This window comes from Embleya sp. NPDC050154, assembly GCF_044460165.1.
Taxonomy (GTDB): Bacteria; Actinomycetota; Actinomycetes; order Streptomycetales; family Streptomycetaceae; genus Embleya.
The window spans coordinates 189,699-208,644 of record NZ_JBITJP010000003.1 but is presented as its reverse complement, the minus strand read 5'-3'; the positions used below and the strand labels follow the sequence as shown (position 1 = coordinate 208,644).

Sequence of the window (18,946 nt, the reverse complement as noted above, 5' to 3'; positions counted from 1 at the left end):
ATCGCCTCCTCACACCGCGGGGCCGTCGCGGAGCACGCCGCGCACGGTGTCGAGCCGAACGCCCGGGTCGAGCTCCGGCAACCACCATGTCGCGCCGGCCCGCACGTACGGCTCGGGATCGACATCGGGCGGCACAGCGATGGCGATGTCGTACGAGGCCATCTCACCATGGCGCAGTTCGGTGAGGGTGCCGACGGCCTCGGCGAGTTGGTCCGGGTGCTCGAGGTCGACCGGGAAGAAGCCGTCGAGCCGGGCGGCCCGGCGGATCGGCTTGGGGCTGCCCGGGAACGCGGCGGCCCACACCGGCACGCCGGGCCGCTGGACCGGTCGCGGCCGGAACGCGATGGCGTCGACGGTGTAGTGCTCGCCGCGATGGCGCACCGGTTCGCCGGACCAGGCGGCGCCCAGGATCGCCAGGGACTCGTCGAGCATGCGCCCGCGCACCCGGTCGTCGAGTTGCTCGCCGGTCTTGGACAGCTCGCCGCCGAACCGGTCGCCGCCGAGTCCGACACCAAGAGTGAGCCGGCCGTCGCTCAGCCGATCCAGCGTCGCCGTCTCCCGCGCGACCTTGGCCGGCCGTCGACGGGGAAGCGGCGAGACCATCGGGCCCAGCCGCAGCCGCTCTGTCGCGGTCGCGATCGCCGCGAGCACGATCCACGGATCGGCGACCCGGCGTACCGGCGCCCGCCAGCACAGGTGATCCCACACGAAGCAGCCGTCCCACCCGGCTTCCTCCGCGTCGGCGGCCAGGTCCGCCACCACCCGCGGGTCGGCGAGGTCGTCGAAGAGCGGCAGCCACAGTGCCGAGCGCAGCCGGCTCACGATCGGTCTCCTGTCGTGTGCCGCACCAGGGCCGCCACGAATGTGTCCCACACCGGCCGCGGCAGGTCGTGTCCGGCCCCCTTCAGGGCCAGCAGCTCGGCACCGGGGATCGCCTCCCGCAGCGCCTCGCCGTGCGCGAGCGGCAGGAGCGGGTCCCGGTCGCCGTGGACCACGAGCGTCGGCACCGCGATGTCGCCGAAGCCGCCTCGGGTCGGCCCGTCGAGCTCGATGGCGTAGTGGTTGACCAGAGTCGACGCGTAGCTCTTGGCGCGCGCCACATCGTGTTCGACCAATGCTCGAATGGCGTCCTCGTCGAAGTACGGCGAACCACCGGCGTACGCCCGCGCGGCGGCGACCACGTACTCGACGAGCGCGGCGGCATCGGAGGAATCCGGCTCGGGCGGCATGGCCAGGTCGCTCGACGGCGGCGGCAGGTCGTCGGCTCCGGTCGAGCACGAGAGGAACGTCAGCGACGCGAGCCGATCGGGATGGTCCACACCGAGGATGAGTGCGATCCCGCCGAACATCGATTGACAGACCACATGGGCGCGTTCGATGCGCAAGGCGTCCAGGAGTCCGAGCACGTCCAGTGCCAGGTCGGTGAACGAGTACGCGGGCCGTCCCGGCGGGTAGGCGGTCGACCGGCCGGTGTCCCGATGGTCGTACCGGACCACGAACCGGTCCCGGGCGGCGATCCGTTCGCACAGATCGGTATCCCACCACAACATCGAGGCCGACGACCCGGCGACCAGCACGACGGCCGGGACCGTGTGGTCTCCGAAGGTCTCGACACACAACTCGGCGCCGTTGATTTCGAGGAGTTGCTCCCCGTGTGATTGCTGAGGGCTCATGTCCGGAACGTTAGAGCCCGTGACTCGATCGCGAAAAGCGATGATTTCCGATCGGTTCAATCGCTTGTCGCAATGGTCATCGCCGGTGCGGCACTATGTTGGAACACATGACCGATGTCGAGCTGCGCCACCTGGCGGCGTTGGCCGCCGTCGCCGAGGAGGGCTCGTTCGGCCGGGCCGCCACCCGCCTCGGGTACACCCAGTCGACGGTGAGCCAGCAGATCGCCGCATTGGAACGGGCCGTCGGCGGCCTGGTGTTCGACCGGCCGGGCGGGCCCAAGCCCGTGCGGCTCACCCCACTCGGCTCCGTGGTCCTCGACCACGGTCGCGAACTGCTGGCGAAGTCCGAGGCATTGGCCGACGCCGTGGACCGATTCAAGGCCGGGGAAGGCCGCATCGACATCGGCACGTTCCAGAGCGTGTCCAACGTGATCCTGCCGTCGGTCGTACGCCGGCTGCGAGACGAGTACCCCGGTTGCGACATCCGGTTGTCCGAAGACGAGCCGGACCAGCCGCGGCTCGGTGACCTCGACCTGCTGTTCTACGACGGTCGCATCGACGGCGACGTCGAGCACCTCAAGCTGCTCGACGATCCGTACCTGTTGGTGGCGCGCGCCGGCACCTTCCCCGACGGTCCGGTCCCGCCGGCGCTGCTCGACGGCGCACCGCTGCTGGCCTGGCCGCTCACCTGCGACCAGCCCCGAATGGAGCAGGCGATCGCCCGGAGCGGCGCCCGTCCGCAGATCGTGTTCCGCACTGCGGTCAACGACACCCTGCTGTCGATGGTGCGCGCCGGCATGGGGTCGGCGGTACTTCCCTGGCTGGCCATCCGCGGTGCCGACATCGCCTCCGACGACAGGCTCCGCATCCACGAACTGCGGCCTTCCCTGCCGCCACGCGAGATCTACCTGCACTGTCGGATCGGACGGACCCACTCACCACTCGCCACCAGGGCCATCGAGATCGCCGTGGAAGTCGCCGCCGACCTCGCGCCGCCACCGACCACCGAGTGAAGCCTCACAACGTGCGGTCGGGCTGCTCGACCCCGGGGCGCCGGCGGGGGCGTCGATCGCACCGACGACGCGCCCCGCCGTGCCTCCGGCCGACCCGACCCGACGCGGATGCGGGCCCGGCCGGCGCGGTCAGGTGCCGTCGATCAGGCGGGTGGCCAGGTTCGGGTCGAAGGTTCCGGCCGCGACGCCCGGAGCGATACCGCACGGGCCGTCGGAGTCACCCGGCACCTTGATCCACAGCTCGTACTCGGCACCGCCGGTGCCCGCTCGGGACGGCTTGCCGAGCTTGCTGCCGGCCGGGTTGCACCACGCGCCGTCGGCGCCGCCGTTGCCGTTGCGACTGGTGTCGATGAGGTACTTGGCGGTTTGTGCCCCGCCGTTCGGCAGTGCGGCGCGGACCTTCTCGGCGTAACCGGCCGAGTCCGCGGTGGTCTTGTAGTTCGAGACGTTGACCGCGAATCCGCGCACATTGGCCACTCCGGCCTGGGCCAGCCGCGAGGCCATGGTGGTGGGCGCGATCCAACCCGCGTTGCCGCCGTCGAGGTAGACCTTGGCGTTGGGCGCCTTGGCCTTGAACTGCTCGGTGGCGTAGCGCAACAGGGCGAAGCGGGCATCCTTTCCCTGAGCCGACATGCAGTCGACGTTGGCAACGGCGTCGGGCTCGATGACCACGATCGCCGAGCGATCGCCGACCGCGCCCGCGAAGTCGGAGATCCAACGGCGGTAGGCATCCGGACCGGCGGCGCCGCCGCCGGACGCGCCGCCGCAGTCCCGATCCGGGATGTTGTAAGGCACCAGGATCGGCGTGCTCCGGGTGGCGGTGGCGGCGTCGACGTAGGTACGCACCGCCTTGCCGATGTCTCCGCTCCAGGCGCCGAACCAGCGGGCGCCGGCCTGCGTGGCGATCGAGGTGCGAATCTTCGCCGCACGCGGGTCGGACCCGTGCTCTCGTACCCACGCCGCCGCGTTGTTCGTCGGGTCGGTGTAGAACTTCTCGCCCGAACTCGCCGGGGGGACCTTGGCGGTGGGCGAGGACGTCGACGTGCCGGCCGGTGGGGAAGCGGAGGACGGTCGAGCGCTGGGGGTACCGGCGGGCTTCGTGCCGGGGCGGGAGGAGGCCGAGGGTTTCGCGGGCACGCCGGGGGCCTGCGAACCGGTGGGCACCAGCGACACGTTGTCGAGAGTCGCCTGGAAACCCTTGGCACGGCCCCCGAGTTGGAAGGTGACCTGGGTCGCGTCGATGCCGGGCATGGCCAGGAAGCGCAGCGTGTGCCTGTCGGTCTTCTCGGCGAACGTGACGGTGCGATCCAAGACGGTCTTGTAGGGCGGGAGATGCGACTGGACGGTGACCCGAACCTTGGCGGATGTGGTCGCCGAGGCGTCGAAGGAAAGCGTGTACACGGCGAGGTTGGTCAGATGCAGACCACCCTGCCCGAGCATCGAATCCCAGGGCGCGCGGGTGTGATCGGGAACCGTGATCCGCGCCCGCCCGTCCACGGTCTTGGCCGTGGTCGCACCGGTGGTCCACCAATAGGCGGGATTCGGCTCGAAGGCCCCGTTGGTGACGAGATCCCTGCCGCCTGCCGCGGGTGTGGCCTGCCCGACGCCCGGCAGGCCCACAACACAGGTCACCGCCACCATCGTTGCGAGCGCTGCACGCCGACCCTGCATGTGTCCTCCGTGAGCCCGAGCGAACGGTTGGCTTGCCGCGCATGTTAGGGCCGGGCCCACGGCACCGCTATCCACCGAACGCGAAGAGACGAACCCGCGCGGAATCGTGTGAGCGGGAGCCGGTGGCCGGACCGCTCGCAACGGGCCCGAGGCGCACGCGCGTTGCCGCGATGCGGAACACGCGGAACACGCGGAACACGCGGTAGACGTGGGACACGCCGAATACGCCGAGCACGGATGACGCGTGGCAGACGCGCTAGGAGGATCTCTCGTTCTCGATCGGGTCGTCGGATCGGTCCTCGACGAGGGCCCGCGCGTAGTTGCTCAGCGAGCGATTGTAGCGGGTCAGGTGTGGCGCGAGCGCGCCGAGGGCGAGCGAGACGGCCTCGCGCTCGCGGCCCGCGTCGACCAGTGACAGGGCGAGGAACGCCGCGATCGCGTCGTCGAGCTCGTCGGTCGCGGCGGCCGCTTCGGCGGTGAGCAGCGCGATGCTCTCGGCCGACTCGCCGAGATTGCGCAACGTACTGGCGAACTGGATGGTGGCGGGTCGACGCAGCTCGTCCGGCAGTCCGGCGGCGAACGCGCGGCGGTAGTGCGGCGCGGCCTGCGCCTCGTACCCGGTCGAGTCGTATGCCGACCCCATCCAGTACGCGGCGACGGCGTCGTCCTCCGGCCGCTCCGCGACCAGCGCGCCTACGGCCGCCACGAAGTCGTCGCCCTCATGCGCGTCGAGGTCGGCCCACAGCGCCTCCATGCGTCGCTGCCAGTCCTGCCTGTCGTTGTCCAGCGGATGGGAAGTCATGATGTGGACGATCTTTCCACAGGACGAGTGCGGCCCACGAGGAGATGGGCGCGCGCAGGGCGCCTCGGACGCGCGCGGTGCGGGGATTCACCTCGACTTCGCCATGCCGACTCCGGCGGGGAGGGCGTGGGAGGGGTCGTGGGTGGCGATCGATTCCCGGATCCGGTCGGCATACTCCGTCTCCCACCACGGTACCGTGCGAACCAGGGTCGGGCGTGAACCGCTGATCTGGACGAAGGCCCGGCCGCGGGGCATCGACATCAGGTCCGCGGCGTCGAGTACCGCCTCCGACCGGGAGGACCGGCTGATGCCCCGGTGGTCGCCGAACTTGTGGCTGGTGCTGGTGGTTCGCGGCTCGAAGCTGCCGCCGGATTTGGCGAGTTTCTCCAGAAACGAGATGTCCGAGACGCCACCGCCGTACACGCGGACGTTCGCCGCGCCCCACAATTTCGACATGCCGTTCTCGCCCCATACCGAGACGCCCTGAGCCCAGGACTGGAGGATCACCATGACGATCACGCCGCGCGAGCCGAAGTGTGTGAACTTGTCCGGAAGCGCCTTCCAGGGACACACGTTCGCGGCCTCGTCCAGGACGAACAGCGCCGGAGTGGGCAGCCGTCCGTTGGGCAGGACTCGGGAGTACTTGTCCGCCTCCTCGGCCAGGATCGTGGTCAACGCCATCACCAGCGGAGCCGCGATCTTGTTCGTCTCCTCGGACAGCAGATAGAGCGTGTCCGAGGGAGAGCGCACGAACGCCTTGTGGTCGAATTCGGGCCGTGAGGGGTCGCTTCCCGGAGTGACCCACTCGTTGATGTTGTCCGCCACCAGAAACGAGGCCATCTGGATCGCCGTGCCGTAGACACCCGCGCGCTGCCGGTCCGGCTGACCGATCACCGACTCGACCGACTCGGCCGGCATCCGGTGCCCCGCGTCGCGCAGGATGCGTACGGGGGTGTCGTCGGTGGGACGGGTCAGCCATACGTAGACCTGCGTGATCGGACGCTTGTCGATCGACGCCGCAAGGAGCAGGTTGGCGAACAGATCCTGGGCCGCGGGCTCGAAGTACGCGTCGCTTCGGGCGTGGCTCTGGCGATTGACGGACACGAACCTGCCGGCGAGCTTGACCGCGCTGACGATGCTGTCGCCGACGTAGGTCAGCGGGTTCCACCAGAACACCGGCTTGCCGCCGGCCTGGTTCTGCGGATCGAAGATGTAGACGGTGCCCTTGTCCTCGCGGATGGCCCGGGTGGCGTCCACCACGTCACGCTTGTTCGACGTCACCACCACCGCCCCCGGCGCCGCGACGATGTTGGGAATGGCCCGGGTCGCCGTCTTGCCGGTACGAGGACCCCAGATGTCGACGTGCATGTCCTCCCAGGAACCCCAGAGCTCCTGGTCGCCGCGAATGGCCCGGCCGATGAACACGCCCGGTGTCGTGCCCTGCGGCACCCCGAGTTTCGCCGCGGTACGGGTCACGCCCGCGGTCGTGGACGCGTGCAGTTCCCTGGACGAGGCCAGATGGCGATCGGCGCGGTCGATGCGTTCGCGCTCGCCCCGAAACCTGGCGAACACCCGCCAACCGACCACCGCGACGATCAGCAGCGCGGCGACCTGCAGGCAGAGCAGGACGGTCGCCGCGGTACCCGGCCACCGGTAGTCGCCGATCATCAGCCGCACGCCCAGCACCAGCGGGTTGGACCCGGGCTGTTCCGTCGGTCCGCCACCCCAGGAAGCCGCGAGCCACATCATCCCGTGCAGGACCACCACGGCGATGATGCCGAACAGGAAGACCAGCGCTTCGAGTTCGACGTTGGGCCCTCTGCGCTTCTGCAGGGAGCTCATCGGTTACCCACCGCCGGCGGCTCGGAGGGCTGCCTCGTCGAGGAGGAAGCTCGCTGGGTAACCGTCGACGGAGGCAAACCCCACACGCGTAAAGCCCTTTCGCATGTCCGGGCAACCCGTGGACAAGGCGGCCCCAACGGTGGGTCGTGATCGGCTGACCGGATCTCGACGCTTGGCTGCATCGACCGTGCCGGCACCAGGTGAACGCGCGGCACCGCGATGCCCGCCGACGGGCGAACTCCGCACGCCGGATTCCGTCCCGTAGATGAACACCCTTGGGATCGCCGGGACATCGCCGATGTGTCACGCACCGGATCGGTGACCGAGTTTTCGGTCAGGCAGTGCTCCTCGCACCGCGACCGCCGGCGGATGGATGAGCGCGAGCGTCCGCGCGGGGAGCGATGACACCCGTACAGGTCCACCGGGCCGCCCACGGCCGCTCCGCGGGGTCCGCGATCGGCCCGGTCGTCCGGCGTGGCAGCACCCGCCGCGTGAGCCGGTCCTGCGAACACGACGCAAAAGGAGCAGACTCGAATATTGGAGGAACACCTTTCCATCGGTAAATCTCCCAAGGAGGCCGCAGCCATGAGCGGCACGACTCCGGCACCTCACCTGACCATCGTCCGCCCCGGCGAAGGCGCCGACGGCGACCTCGGCAGCATCGGCGTCGCCTTCAAACTCTGGGGCCGGGACACCGGCGGAAGTGTCTCGATCGTCGAGCACCCGTTCCCCGTCGGCGCGCTCGTGCCCCCGCACCTGCACACTCGCGAGGACGAGTACTCCATCGTCACCGAGGGCGAGATCGGCTTCCGCTCGGGTGAGCGCGAAACCGTCCTCGGCGCGGGCGGCTACATCACCAAGCCGCGCGGCGAAATGCACACGATGTGGAACGCCGGCTCCACCCCGGCCCGCATGATCGAGGTGATCAGCCCGGCCGGCTTCGAGCACTTCTTCCGCGAAATCGCGGACCTGCTCGCCGACGGCCCGCCCGCCCCGGAGGACTTCGCCGCACTCGGCGCTGCGTACGGCCTCGAGTTCGGCCACCCGGACTGGCTGCCGGACGTCATCGCCCGCTACCACCTCACCCCGCCACCCGGCGGATGACCCGGCCGGACTTCGGGTCCCGGGGTCCGTCAGCGGTCCCGACCGGGGACGGCGCCGGAGTCGCGGCCCGGTTCCCGGTCTCGTTCCCGAGCCTGGGCTCCGGCGCGACTTCCTCGGTGTCGCCGCGTCCGAAGGTGCCGCGAGTGCCGCGAGTGCCGCGGGTGCCGCGGGTGCCGCGGGTGCCGCAGATGCCCCAGATGCCGCGCCAAAGGGATAGCTCGGCTGCCGCCGGTGCTCTTGAATGAGGGGATACAGGAGACCTGCCAGGGCGTCCGGTCCGCGCCCGGTGACCTTGGCATGCGCGGACGCGAGGAGAGTCGACGCTTGGAAAGCGTGTATCACGGGTTTCGGTTCCATCAACTGCTCGCCCTGCCGAAGGCGACGGCGGATCCGGACCTCGGAGCGATCGGTTCGGGCGCGGCGCGGCATGCGCAAGCGGCCACCTTCGCGGCGTTGACCGCGGCGCACGCGAGGCTGGCCACCCAGCTCGTAGGCCCACCGCCTGCCCTGTCCGTTGCCTGGGTACGGTCGACGCCGGGCGGACCACTGCGGTTCCTGATGGGCGGCAGACCGTACTTTCCGCCCGCCGGCGGCACCGAGCCGGTCGGTGGGCACGGCAGGGTCGCGTATCCGCGCGGGGCGCGCGTCATGTCGCTCCCCGAACGCGAAGTCGCCGACATGCTCGAGGCGTTGCCGTACTGGGTGCGGTGTGTCGGCGCCCCCGACATGTTGTGGACCCAGACCTTGTCGACTTCGCGGCCGGTGGGCGGGCCGAGGCCGATCCTGGACACCGCCGCCACGTACATCGACACGCCGTTCGCGTGGCTGGTGATCGCCGAGCCCGTGCCCAGAGAGGTGCTGGACTGGGCGGGTCCCGACCCGGCCGATCTGTTCGTGCCGCCGGCCCGGACCGACCAGGCGGTCATGGAGCGCGACGCCGAGCGACGCCGTGCGTTGGCCCGGTCGCGGGCGACCGGTATGTGGGACGTCCGGATCCTGGTCGGAGCCGCGGACCCCGCGACGGCACATGCCGCCGCGGGATTGTTGTGCGGTGCCGCCGATGTGACCGACCAACCGTTCCTGCTCACACCGACACGCGGTGTGAGCGACCTCGCCGGGAGCTGGGCGGCACCGGAGGATCGCCGACCCGACCCGGTGAGCGGCGGCACCTGGCCGTTCACCGCCACGACGGAGTTCCTGGGGGCGCTCGCGCGCCCGCCGGTCCTGGAGACGGCGGGACTGCACATGTTCCCGCCCAACACCTTCGGTCTCACCTACCCGGAGCTCGATGACGGCGCGTTCCTGATCGGTGACGCGCTCGACGAGACGCAGACCCCGATGGGACCCATGCGGGTCGCGCGGTCGACGCTCAACAGGCACACGTTCGTCTGCGGGGCGACGGGTTCGGGCAAGTCCCAGACCGTACGCTCGCTCCTGGGTGAACTGTCCAGACACCCCCAGCCCGTGCCGTGGCTGGTGATCGAGCCGGTCAAGGCGGAGTACGCCCGGATGGCCGGCCGGCTCGGCCCCGATCACCGGGTGACCGTCATCCGCCCCGGCGACCCCGACACGGCGCCGGCCGGACTGAATCCGCTGGAGCCCGAACCCGGGTTTCCCCTGCAGAGCCACATGGACCTGGCACGGGCACTCTTCCTGGCGGCATTCGACACGCACGAGCCGTTGCCGCAGGTGTTGGCCCGAGCCATGAGCAAGTGCTATCGCGACTCCGGGTGGGATGTGGTCGGCGGGGAGCAACGCCCGCCGTACAAACCCAAGTTCCTGGTGGACGAGCCGGACGTCCCGCGCGCCGCGCGCTATCCCACGCTCGACGATCTCCGCACGGCCGCGATCGACGTGGTACAGACGATCGGCTACGGCAGCGAGGTCACCAGGAATGTCCGAGGCTTTGTGGACGTCCGCATCGGCGGCCTTCGCGAAGGCGCGTGCGGCCGTTTCTTCCAGGGTGGACACCCGCTCGACATCGCCGCGCTGCTCGAAGGCAACGTCGTGCTCCAACTCGAGAACATCTCCAATGACCAGGACAAGGCCTTCGTCATCGGCACGGTCCTGATCCGCATCGTCGAGTATCTGCGGGTGCGGACCGATTCCGCCGTGCCCGGCAGGCTGCGTCATGTCACCGTCGTCGAAGAGGCCCACCGCCTTCTGCGGGCGGGTGGCAACCGGATCTCCCTCGCGGCCGCGGAACTGTTCGCCGGTCTGCTCGCCGAGATCCGCGCCTATGGCGAAGGCGTCGTGGTCGTCGAACAGATCCCCAACAAGATCCTGTCCGACGTCGTAAAGAACAGCGCGTTGAAGATCATCCATCGGCTCCCGGCCGCCGATGACCGCGCGATGGTCGGCGGCGCGGTGAACCTGCAAGGCACCCAGCACGAACGGGTGGTGGCGCTGCCTCCGGGGCATGCGGCGGTGGCCACCGACGGCATGGACGTGCCCGTCCTCGTCGCCATGCCGTACGGCGAAGGGTCCGAGAGCGAGGACGGAGTCGCCACCGACCCACCGCTGCGCGGCCGACGCAGCGTACTGTGCGGCACCGCCTGCGCCGAACAGCCATGCACGCTGCGCGTCATGAGCCACTGCGCCCATACGGCCGGCGATCCCGAACTGGTCCTGTGGACGGAGGCCAACGCGGTCGTGATCGTGACCATGCAGGGTTCGTTGCGACCCGGCGAACCCCTCCTTCGGCGACTGCGCGACCTGGACGACCGCGAGCTGCACTGCACCCTGGTGTACGCGGCCGAACGCGCGGCGGCCGCACGCGTGGAGGTCATGTCGGGCGATATCGATCCGGACGACTTCGCCGGCCGGCTCGCGGCCGTGCTCGCCCACCGCTGCGACCGGGGTCCCGAACCGCAGGCCGTCGATCCGCGAGCCCTCACCTACGGGACCTTCCGCTGGCAGGACATCAAGGACGCGCTGCAAGCGGCGAAGGAGGCCGATCCGAGCACGCCGTGGCAACACCCGGACAGCGCCGAGTGGGCCCGCCGGGGCTTGCGGCTGACCGGCGCGACGCCCGCCGGCCAGTTGCAGGAGTTGTGGCAGAAGCCCTTCTACTGGTCGGGTTCGAACATCGCCCGGTACGGGAACCCGTTCCGCAGCGGACTGCACGACGCGGTCGCCACCGTCGCGGGGGCAGTCAATGCCGAGGCCATCAAGCGGGCCTTCCGCATCGCGTGTGCGGACACACCCGAACGCGGAAGATTCCTGAACTGGACCACGACAAAGCTGGCGGAACGCTTCAAGGCCGGCGTGTGACGCGGGCGCCGAGGCGATCCCCGCGGCGCCCGGCGGAGCACCTCCGCGACGCGCGTGGCCGCCCGGAGTTCGGGCGCGCAGCCCCCTGAAGGTGATCAACCACCTTTGCGGTGACACGTATCGCCGCCGAGAACAATGGTGAGCAGGGGGCGATGGGGACGAAGTCGTGGTGCGGTCGCGGCATCACGCGGTGCTGGAACCGGGCGCCGGGGGTGATCCGACCGAGGAGGCCATGGCCGTCGCGCTCGCCCCGGGCGGCCGGGCCCGTCGTGCTCTGGACGGCTCGGGCACGCGCCGAGACGACCCGTACGCGCAGCGAGTGGGGACGATCTGCCCCGACGTCGGCGGCATCGGGGGCGGATGGGGTGGTGGCCGGCGCGGAATCCGCGTTTGCCGGCGGCGAGCGGGCCGGGGATGGCGCGGGACGCATGCGCGCGGGCGGGACGGATCTCGCCCGCGCGCTGCGGTCACCTCGCCCCGGCCGGGCCGGTCACCCCGCCTGGGTGAGACCGGCGAGTCCCGGCGGGAGGTCGCGGGTGTGCACGACGCCCAGTCGCTGTGTCGCGCGGGTCAGCGCCACATACAGGTCGGCCAGGGCGAACGCGGCCGGCTCCACGACGATCACCGCGTCGAACTCCAGGCCCTTGGCCTGCTTGGGGTCGAGCAGCACCAAGGGCCGGGTGAGGTCCGGCTCGACGCCTCGTTCGGCGTGCGGGACCGCCGTCGCCACCGCGTCGATCAGGTCACGCGGCGCGATCACCGCGAGGCGTCCCTCGGCCGGAACCTGCGGATCGCGGCCGGCGGCCCCGTCCCCAGGGTCCGACTCCGGGGCGACCCCCTCGTGCGCGACGGCCCACGCCACGGCCCCCGGCAGGTCCCCGGTGTGGTGCGACCACGGCTTCACACCGGTCGAGCGCACCGATTTCGGCGGTTCGAAGCCCGGGTCGGCGGCACGCATGACGTCGGCCGCGACCTGCATGATCTCGGTTGGCGTACGGTAGTTGACGCCCAGCCGGACCCGCTCCCAGCGACCTTCGACGTACGGCACCAGAATGCGCTCCCAGGATCCGCACCCGGCCGGCTCCGAGGTCTGCGCGGGGTCGCCGACCAGGGTCATCGACCGGGTGGGGCTGCGCCGCATGAGCAACCGCCAGGTCATCGCCGAGAGTTCCTGGGCCTCGTCGACCACGATGTGGCCGTAGGCCCAGGTGCGGTCCGCCGCCGCGCGCTCGGCGGAGGTGCGGTGGTCCAGCTCCTCCTGGCGTTCGGCGAGGCGCTCGGCGTCCACGAGGTCGTGCGCACTCAGCACCTCGGACTCCTCGTCGTCGCGGTCCTCGAACTCCTGCGTGCGCGAGCCGTAGGACAGGTCGAGCACGCCCTGCGCGTAGGCGATCTGCCGCCGGCGCTCGGCATCCGCCGCGGCCCGCGCCAACGAGTCGTCCTCACCCAGGAGTTCGGCGGCCTCGTCGAGCAACGGCACGTCGCCCACCGTCCATTCGTCGGTGGTCCACGTCCCGAAGACCGGGTCGTACGCGGCCGGCCGCCGGATCGCGGCGGCGTCCTCGTCGGACAGGTACACCGGTTCGGCGAGATAGTCCGCGAGCAACGTCTGCGGGGTCAGGCGCGGCCACAGCTCGTCGACGGCCGCCTGCACGGCCGGGCTCTCGGCGACCGACATCGCCAACTGCGCGACCTCCTCCGAGCCGAGGAAGTTCGGCCCACCGAACGGGTCCGCGCCGAGCCGGTCGACCAACTGCTCGGCGAGGCCGTCGATTACCCGCGACGCGAACGCCGCGCGGGCGAGGTTGTGCGGCAACAGCGTCGCACGTGCCTTGCTCCGGGCGGCCCGAACGATCCCCGCGTCGAGGAACAGGTCGCCGTCGTCGTGTCCGATCACCAACGGCGTCTCGGGCACCGTCTGTTGGTCGGCCACGAAGCGGGCGAGCACCTCGGCCATCGCGGCCCGACCCTTGACCTCGGCGGCCGCGGGGGTGTCGACGGCGGTCGTGGTGACGCCCGGGAACAACTCGCCGGGTGTGGCGAACTGCACGCCCGTCTCGCCGAGCGAGGGCAGGACGTCCTCGATGTAGCCGAGGAAGGCGGGGTTGGGGCCGACCACGAGCACGACGCGGCGGGTCAGGTGCTCACGGTTGGCGTACAGCAGGTACGCCGCGCGGTGCAGCGCGACGACCGTCTTGCCGGTGCCCGGGCCGCCCTCGACCACGAGGATGCCGCGGTGCGGCGCACGGATGATGCGGTCCTGCTCGGCCTGGATGGTCTGCACGATGTCGTGCATGCGCCCGGTGCGGCGGGCGTCGAGCGACGCGAGCAGGACCGCGTCGGCGTCCGAGCCCTCGAAGCCGGTGCGGGTGTCGTCCGTGAGGTCGAGGATCTCGTCGTGCAGCGCGGTGACCCGCTGCCCGGACGTGGTGATGTGCCGCCGCCGGCGCAGGCCCATCGGAGTGTGCCCGGTCGCGAGATAGAACGGTCGTGCGACGTCGGCGCGCCAGTCGATGATCAGTGGGGTGTGTTCGGCGTCGTCGCGACGGATTCCGATCCGTCCGATGTGATGGTCGGCGCCGTCCCGGAACAACAATCGCCCGAAACACAGGCCGTTGGCGCCGGCGTCGAATGCCGCGCGCAGGCTCGAGTGCTCGAAGACCGCGATGTCCCGCTCGACGCGTGCCTGCCGGGTGCCGTCGTGCTCGCGCCCGAGCGCGCTCGTCACGGCGGCCTCCGCCTGGGCACGCAGGTCCGCGAGGCGTGCGTAGAGCGCGTCGACGAATTCCTGCTCGTATCGCAATTCGGCGTTTGACAATTCGTCTCCCGGGCGGGTATTATGCCTTCATTGAGATTCCTGAATGCCGTGAGGAAACCGGTATTCAGAACCATCCAATATACCTTGAATAAAGGCCCCGGACGTCAGGACGTCCGGGGCTTTCTCGTTGCCCCGGCGGCCGTGGAGACGCCGCGGACGAACGACTCGGTGGCCGGCGGTACGGTGGATTTCGTGACGATCGACGCCTTCCCCGACCCGACCGCGGAGTTCGAGGCGCAGCGGGGGCGGCTGTTCGGGATCGCGTACCGGATGCTGGGGTCGGCGGCCGAGGCCGAGGACGCGGTGCAGGACGCGTACCTGCGCTGGCACGCGGCCGATCGAGGACACATCGAGGTGCCGGGGGCGTGGTTGGCCAAGGTGTTGACGAATCTGTGCCTCAACCGGCTGACGTCCGCGCGGGCGCGGCGCGAGGAGTACGTCGGGCCGTGGTTGCCCGAGCCGGTGCGGACGGACGCGGGGGCGCTCGGGCCGTTGGAGACCGCCGAGCAGCGGGACGCGGTGTCGATGGCGATGCTCGTGATGCTGGAACGGTTGTCGCCGCCGGAGCGGGCGGTCGTGGTCCTGCGGGACGCGTTCGGGTACAGCCATCGGGAGATCGCCGAGGTGCTGGACTGGCCGGAGGCCAACTCCCGGCAGACCTACCGGCGGGCGAGGCAACATCTGGTGTCCGGGCGGCCGCGCTTCGAGGCTTCCGCGGAGGTGCGTTCCGACCTGCTGGCGCGTTTCCTGACGGCGGCGGCCGAGGGGGCGCTCGAGCAACTGGAGTCGCTCCTCGCCGACGACGTCGTGACGTGGACCGACGGGGGCGGCAAGGTCTCCGCGTCGACACGACCGGTCTCCGGGCGCGAGAAGGTGGCCCGGTTCCTGCTGGGTCTGGTGGAGCGCTTCTCGTCCGATATGGAATTCGGCTTCGCCGAGGTCAACGGCGAGGCGGCGCTGTTGGGCTGGGAGGGCGGGGCGCTCACGACCGTGGCGGTGGCGCAGTTCGGCGCGGAGGGCATCGCGGGCGTGCGGATCGTCCGCAATCCGGAGAAGCTGAAATTCCTCGAAGAACAATGCCGAGGGTTGTCACGTAACGCATAGCCGTCCGGTTCCTTGCTGACGAGGGCGACGTCGCGACGGTGCGGCGTCCCCGTAGCGAGGAGGACCGATGAGCGAGAACGTGATCCTGGTGACGGGCGCGACCGGTGTGCTCGGGCGCGAGGTGCTGGATCGGGTCCGGCGCACCGGGCTGCCGGTGCGCGCGATGACCCGCAGGGCGGCGCTGCCCGACGACGCGGCGGTCACCTGGGTGACCGCCGACCTGCAGACCGGCGAGGGTGTCGACGCGGCGTTCGACGGCGTCGCGACGATCATCCACTGCGCGTCGGACACGCGGAAGCCGAAGCACGACCTTCCCGGCTGGCGGCACCTGCTGGGCGCCGCGAAGCGGGCCGGAGTCGGGCACATCGTGAACATCTCGATCGTCGGCATCGACCGGATCCCGTACTCCTACTACGAGATCAAGATCGAGGGTGAGCGGTTGCTCGCCGAGTCCGGTATCCCGTGGAGCAATCTGCGCGCGACGCAGTTCCCCGAGCTGCTGCACAAGGTGTTCGGCCTGTCGTCCAGGACGCCCTTCGTCATGGTCCCGTCGAAGACCGTGTGCCAGCCCGTCGACCAGGGCGAAGTGGCCGACCGACTGGTGGAGTTGGCGCAGGGCGCGCCGGCCGGGCGGGTCGCGGACCTGGGCGGGCCGCGGGTGTACCAGGCGGGGGACCTGGCTCGTTCCTGGCTGAAGGCGGTGGGCAAGCGGCGGTGGGTCCTGCCCGTGCGGGTCCCGGGCAAGGCCGGCGCCGGGCTGCGCGCCGGGGGGCTGGTCACGCGGGAGAACGCGGTGGGCGTCAGGACGTGGGAGGACTACCTCGCCGCGAAGGTGGCCGGCTGAGCACGACCCGCTGAGCGTGGCGCGGGCTTCGGTCCCGCGGGTCGCCTCGGTTTGCTTTCGGGCGGTCTCGGCCTGCCCGTTCTCGCCGAAGGCGTGACCTGATCGGGCGCGGCCCTCCGGCAGGGTGCACGAAGAGCTCGTGCCGGAGGGTCCCGAGCCCGTCCGCGACCACCCCACACGTCCTCCAGGAGCTGCTCCGGGCGGCCGGACCGGCGCGGGGCGGGCCTGTGGGCGGGACGTCGACGGGCGCGGGCGACTCCCGGCCCGATGACGCGTGTCCGTCAGTCGAGGCGGGCGTCGAGGCCGTACAGCTCCAGCGTCTGGTCGAGTGCCCGCTTGATCTCCGTGGGCGCCAGTCCTCGGTCGGTGCGCAGGTGGTGCAGCAGGCTCGGTCCGCACGGGCCGAGCAGGAAGTCCGCGAGGGTCGTGGCGTCGGCGTCCGGCCGCAGCCGGGCGATCAGCATCGCCGTGTGGATCCGCATCGCACGGTAGGGCGCGCTGGTGTAGCGCGCGCACGGATCGGCGACCTCCGCCGCCAACAGCATCGCGTGCTGCTCCACGACGCGATCGACGAGTGCGTGCAGGAACGCGCGCAGGCGGTCGGCGGCGGGCGCCCCCGGGCCCAACGGGGGCGGGCCGGAGAGGAAGGCGGCCTGGAAGACCTGTTCGCGCTCGTCGAGGAGTGCGAACAGTAGGCCGGCCACATCGCCGAACCGGCGGTAGACCGTGCCGACGCCCATCCCGGTGGCATGCGCGACCGCGTTCATGGTGAGCGCGTCGGGGCCCTGCTCGGCGACGATCCGGCCGGCGGCATCGAGGATCCGGCGACGGTTGCGGGCGGCGTCGGCCCGTTCCGGCGGAGGTTGTTCGGCCATCGGGAGATCGATGCGGGGCGGTGGGCTCATGATCGCAGCCTAACGGATAGTCATCCGCTTCCCACTTGCCAAACGGATTCCTATCCGCTTGACTCCTCGTCGAAGCGGATAGCAATCCGATTAGTCCTGCCGGAGGTTTCGCCATGACCACCAAGATCGCCGTCGTCTACTACTCATCCACGGGCAACGTCCACCAACTCGCCCGGGCCGTCGCCGAAGGAGCGGAGAAGGCCGGTGCCGAGGTACGCCTGCGCCGGGTGCCCGAACTCGCGCCCGACGAGGTCGTCGACTCCGTGCCGGCATGGCGCGCGCACCTCGATGCCACCCGGGACGTCGAGGTCGCCACGCTGGACGACCTCGTGTGGGCCGACGCCTACGCGTTCGGCTCGCCGACGCGGTTCGGCAACATCTCCTCGCAGCTCAAGCAGTTCATCGACACGACCAGCGGGCTGTGGCAGCAGGGCGTGTTCGTCGACAAGCCGGCCACCGGATTCGTCAGCGCGGCGAACCTGCACGGCGGCAACGAGTCGACGCTGTTGGCGCTGTACAACACCCTGCACCACTGGGGCTCGCTGATCGTGTCGCCGGGCTACACCGACCCGGTCGTGTACGGCGCCAACGGCAACCCGTACGGCACCGCGCACGCCTCCGGGGCCGGCGAGCCCGGCGACAACATCCTCGAAGCCGCCCGCTACCAGGGCGCGCGCCTGACCACCGTGACCCGAAAGCTCCTGGCCGGCCAGGCCGCGTAGGCGCCGCCTCGCATGTGCGCACCCGTGTTCGCGCGCGAGCGCGGGATGCGAAATCCGGGACACCCCAGCCCGGTTGGATGGCTTCGCCGGCCTTTCCTCGCAATTTCGATATTCGTCGTGCATGTCCGCGGCCGACGTGGACAGCCTTGCTGGAGGCGCCCGGGACGGGCGACCGGCCGGGTGAAGGGACGTGCGTCATGGGGACGAACGGGTTCGGTCCGCATCGTTTCGCGGAGCGAGCGGAGCGAGAGGCGGCGGAGTCGGCCGAAGGTGAGGGGATGGCCCTGGCACTGGTGTGGTTGGCGGACGAGTATCGGCGCTCCGCGCCCTCCGATGGGGGTCGTCGCGTGACACCGATGCGGACGCGGTCGGATGCGGACGGGCCGGACGCCTTGCTTCGGTGACGACGGGCCGGGCGAGTTCCCGGTCCTCCCCGTCGGTGGGCGGCGTCCGCTCGCCCGGAGACCGGCGGCGCGATGCCGGGGTCCGGAGACGGGTTCAGGTCCGGTGCCGGGTGAACGCGGTGGCCGGTGGGTCGTTGCGTGCGCGCTCGGTTTCGGGCCGCGACCGTCCCGGCGCGCGGGTACGGATGCTCGTGGGCAGCGGGGATGCGGGTGATTCGCGTCCGGGGCGGGATCGACCGGTTTGCCGTACGGGATTCCGGATCGCAGTGAATCGGGTAGGCATCACGACATGACCACTCACGAGCATGACAACGTCCCCAGCGGCGCGCCGGAGGACCTCGTCGAGCGCGCTTCGGGTGTGGGTGGCACGCCATCCGGGATGAGCGCGACCGACGTGCGGGTACGAAGTGATTTGGCGCGCCACCTGGGACGCGACATCTACCCCGCCGATCGCGAGGCGCTCCTGGCACGGCTGCGCGGGACGTCGGCGCCCGACCACCTGGTGGATCTCCTCGCCGGGTTGCCGGTGGACGGCTTCGACTACGAAAGCGTGCAACAACTGTGCAGGGCCCTCGGCCTGGGCACGGAAGAGCACCACACCTGACGAGAGGCGACCGGCGCCGCCACCGTTGTCGGTGGCGGCGCCGGTCGCGGGGGCGGCGTCCCCCGTTTGCGGCGGCCCCCGTGTGCCGCGGCCCCCGCCCCGCCGCGCGCCCCCAGCGCCGGGCCCCAGCCACCGTAGGGCGGCACGGCCCCCGGTTTGCCGCCGGG

General features: G+C 70.9%; 14 protein-coding genes. 7 read left to right on the top strand and 7 right to left on the bottom strand.

Features of this window, described 5'->3' with window-relative positions; genetic code table 11:
* Positions 1-9: 9 nt before the first annotated feature.
* Together ACIBSV_RS07615 and ACIBSV_RS07610 are read right to left on the bottom strand one after the other, a co-directional pair.
* Positions 10-822, bottom strand: coding sequence for an LLM class flavin-dependent oxidoreductase (locus tag ACIBSV_RS07615; protein WP_395860271.1), 813 nt, complete (start codon positions 820-822; stop codon positions 10-12).
* Positions 819-1,673 carry an alpha/beta fold hydrolase gene (locus ACIBSV_RS07610; protein ID WP_395860269.1) on the bottom strand — a complete coding sequence of 285 codons (855 nt, stop codon included), beginning with the start codon at positions 1,671-1,673 and terminating at the stop codon, positions 819-821. The genes ACIBSV_RS07615 and ACIBSV_RS07610 overlap by 4 nt, the downstream gene beginning before the upstream one ends.
* 107 nt (positions 1,674-1,780) lie before the next feature.
* Between ACIBSV_RS07610 and ACIBSV_RS07605 the strand changes: the two genes are divergently transcribed.
* Positions 1,781-2,686 carry a LysR family transcriptional regulator gene (locus ACIBSV_RS07605; RefSeq protein WP_395860267.1) on the top strand — a complete coding sequence of 302 codons (906 nt, stop codon included), beginning with the start codon at positions 1,781-1,783 and terminating at the stop codon, positions 2,684-2,686.
* Between the two features lie 129 nt (positions 2,687-2,815).
* On the opposite strand, the gene ACIBSV_RS07600 is transcribed toward ACIBSV_RS07605, so the two are convergent.
* From ACIBSV_RS07600 to ACIBSV_RS07590, 3 genes are all read right to left on the bottom strand, one after another.
* Positions 2,816-4,318: a glycoside hydrolase family 6 protein gene (locus ACIBSV_RS07600; RefSeq protein ID WP_395860265.1), complete on the bottom strand. Its 1,503-nt coding sequence runs from the start codon at positions 4,316-4,318 to the stop codon at positions 2,816-2,818.
* Positions 4,319-4,613: 295 nt separating this feature from the next.
* Positions 4,614-5,159 carry a tetratricopeptide repeat protein gene (locus tag ACIBSV_RS07595; protein ID WP_395860263.1) on the bottom strand — a complete coding sequence of 182 codons (546 nt, stop codon included), beginning with the start codon at positions 5,157-5,159 and terminating at the stop codon, positions 4,614-4,616.
* Positions 5,160-5,246: 87 nt separating this feature from the next.
* On the bottom strand, positions 5,247-7,001 hold the full coding sequence (locus tag ACIBSV_RS07590; RefSeq protein WP_395860261.1) for a type IV secretory system conjugative DNA transfer family protein: 1,755 nt from the start codon (positions 6,999-7,001) through the stop codon (positions 5,247-5,249).
* Positions 7,002-7,586: 585 nt separating this feature from the next.
* Here ACIBSV_RS07590 and ACIBSV_RS07585 point away from each other — a divergent pair.
* Together ACIBSV_RS07585 and ACIBSV_RS07580 are read left to right on the top strand one after the other, a co-directional pair.
* Positions 7,587-8,105: a cupin domain-containing protein gene (locus ACIBSV_RS07585; RefSeq protein WP_395860259.1), complete on the top strand. Its 519-nt coding sequence runs from the start codon at positions 7,587-7,589 to the stop codon at positions 8,103-8,105.
* Positions 8,106-8,438: 333 nt separating this feature from the next.
* Positions 8,439-11,378: an ATP-binding protein gene (locus ACIBSV_RS07580; RefSeq protein ID WP_395860961.1), complete on the top strand. Its 2,940-nt coding sequence runs from the start codon at positions 8,439-8,441 to the stop codon at positions 11,376-11,378.
* A gap of 490 nt (positions 11,379-11,868) precedes the next feature.
* On the opposite strand, the gene ACIBSV_RS07575 is transcribed toward ACIBSV_RS07580, so the two are convergent.
* Complete coding sequence (locus ACIBSV_RS07575) at positions 11,869-14,181, bottom strand: HelD family protein (protein WP_395860959.1); 2,313 nt, start codon at positions 14,179-14,181, stop codon at positions 11,869-11,871.
* Positions 14,182-14,388: 207 nt separating this feature from the next.
* Here ACIBSV_RS07575 and ACIBSV_RS07570 point away from each other — a divergent pair, with 207 nt between their 5' ends.
* Both ACIBSV_RS07570 and ACIBSV_RS07565 read left to right on the top strand, forming a co-directional pair.
* On the top strand, positions 14,389-15,300 hold the full coding sequence (locus ACIBSV_RS07570) for an RNA polymerase sigma-70 factor (protein ID WP_395860257.1): 912 nt from the start codon (positions 14,389-14,391) through the stop codon (positions 15,298-15,300).
* Between the two features lie 67 nt (positions 15,301-15,367).
* On the top strand, positions 15,368-16,144 hold the full coding sequence (locus ACIBSV_RS07565; protein WP_395860255.1) for an SDR family oxidoreductase: 777 nt from the start codon (positions 15,368-15,370) through the stop codon (positions 16,142-16,144).
* Positions 16,145-16,425: 281 nt separating this feature from the next.
* On the opposite strand, the gene ACIBSV_RS07560 is transcribed toward ACIBSV_RS07565, so the two are convergent.
* Positions 16,426-17,049: a TetR/AcrR family transcriptional regulator gene (locus tag ACIBSV_RS07560; RefSeq protein WP_395860253.1), complete on the bottom strand. Its 624-nt coding sequence runs from the start codon at positions 17,047-17,049 to the stop codon at positions 16,426-16,428.
* A 113-nt stretch (positions 17,050-17,162) separates the two neighbouring features.
* Between ACIBSV_RS07560 and wrbA the strand changes: the two genes are divergently transcribed.
* Both wrbA and ACIBSV_RS07550 read left to right on the top strand, forming a co-directional pair.
* Complete coding sequence (wrbA, locus tag ACIBSV_RS07555) at positions 17,163-17,771, top strand: NAD(P)H:quinone oxidoreductase (RefSeq protein WP_395860251.1); 609 nt, start codon at positions 17,163-17,165, stop codon at positions 17,769-17,771.
* Between the two features lie 693 nt (positions 17,772-18,464).
* Complete coding sequence (locus tag ACIBSV_RS07550; RefSeq protein ID WP_395860249.1) at positions 18,465-18,779, top strand: DUF2795 domain-containing protein; 315 nt, start codon at positions 18,465-18,467, stop codon at positions 18,777-18,779.
* The last annotated feature ends 167 nt before the right edge of the window (positions 18,780-18,946 follow it).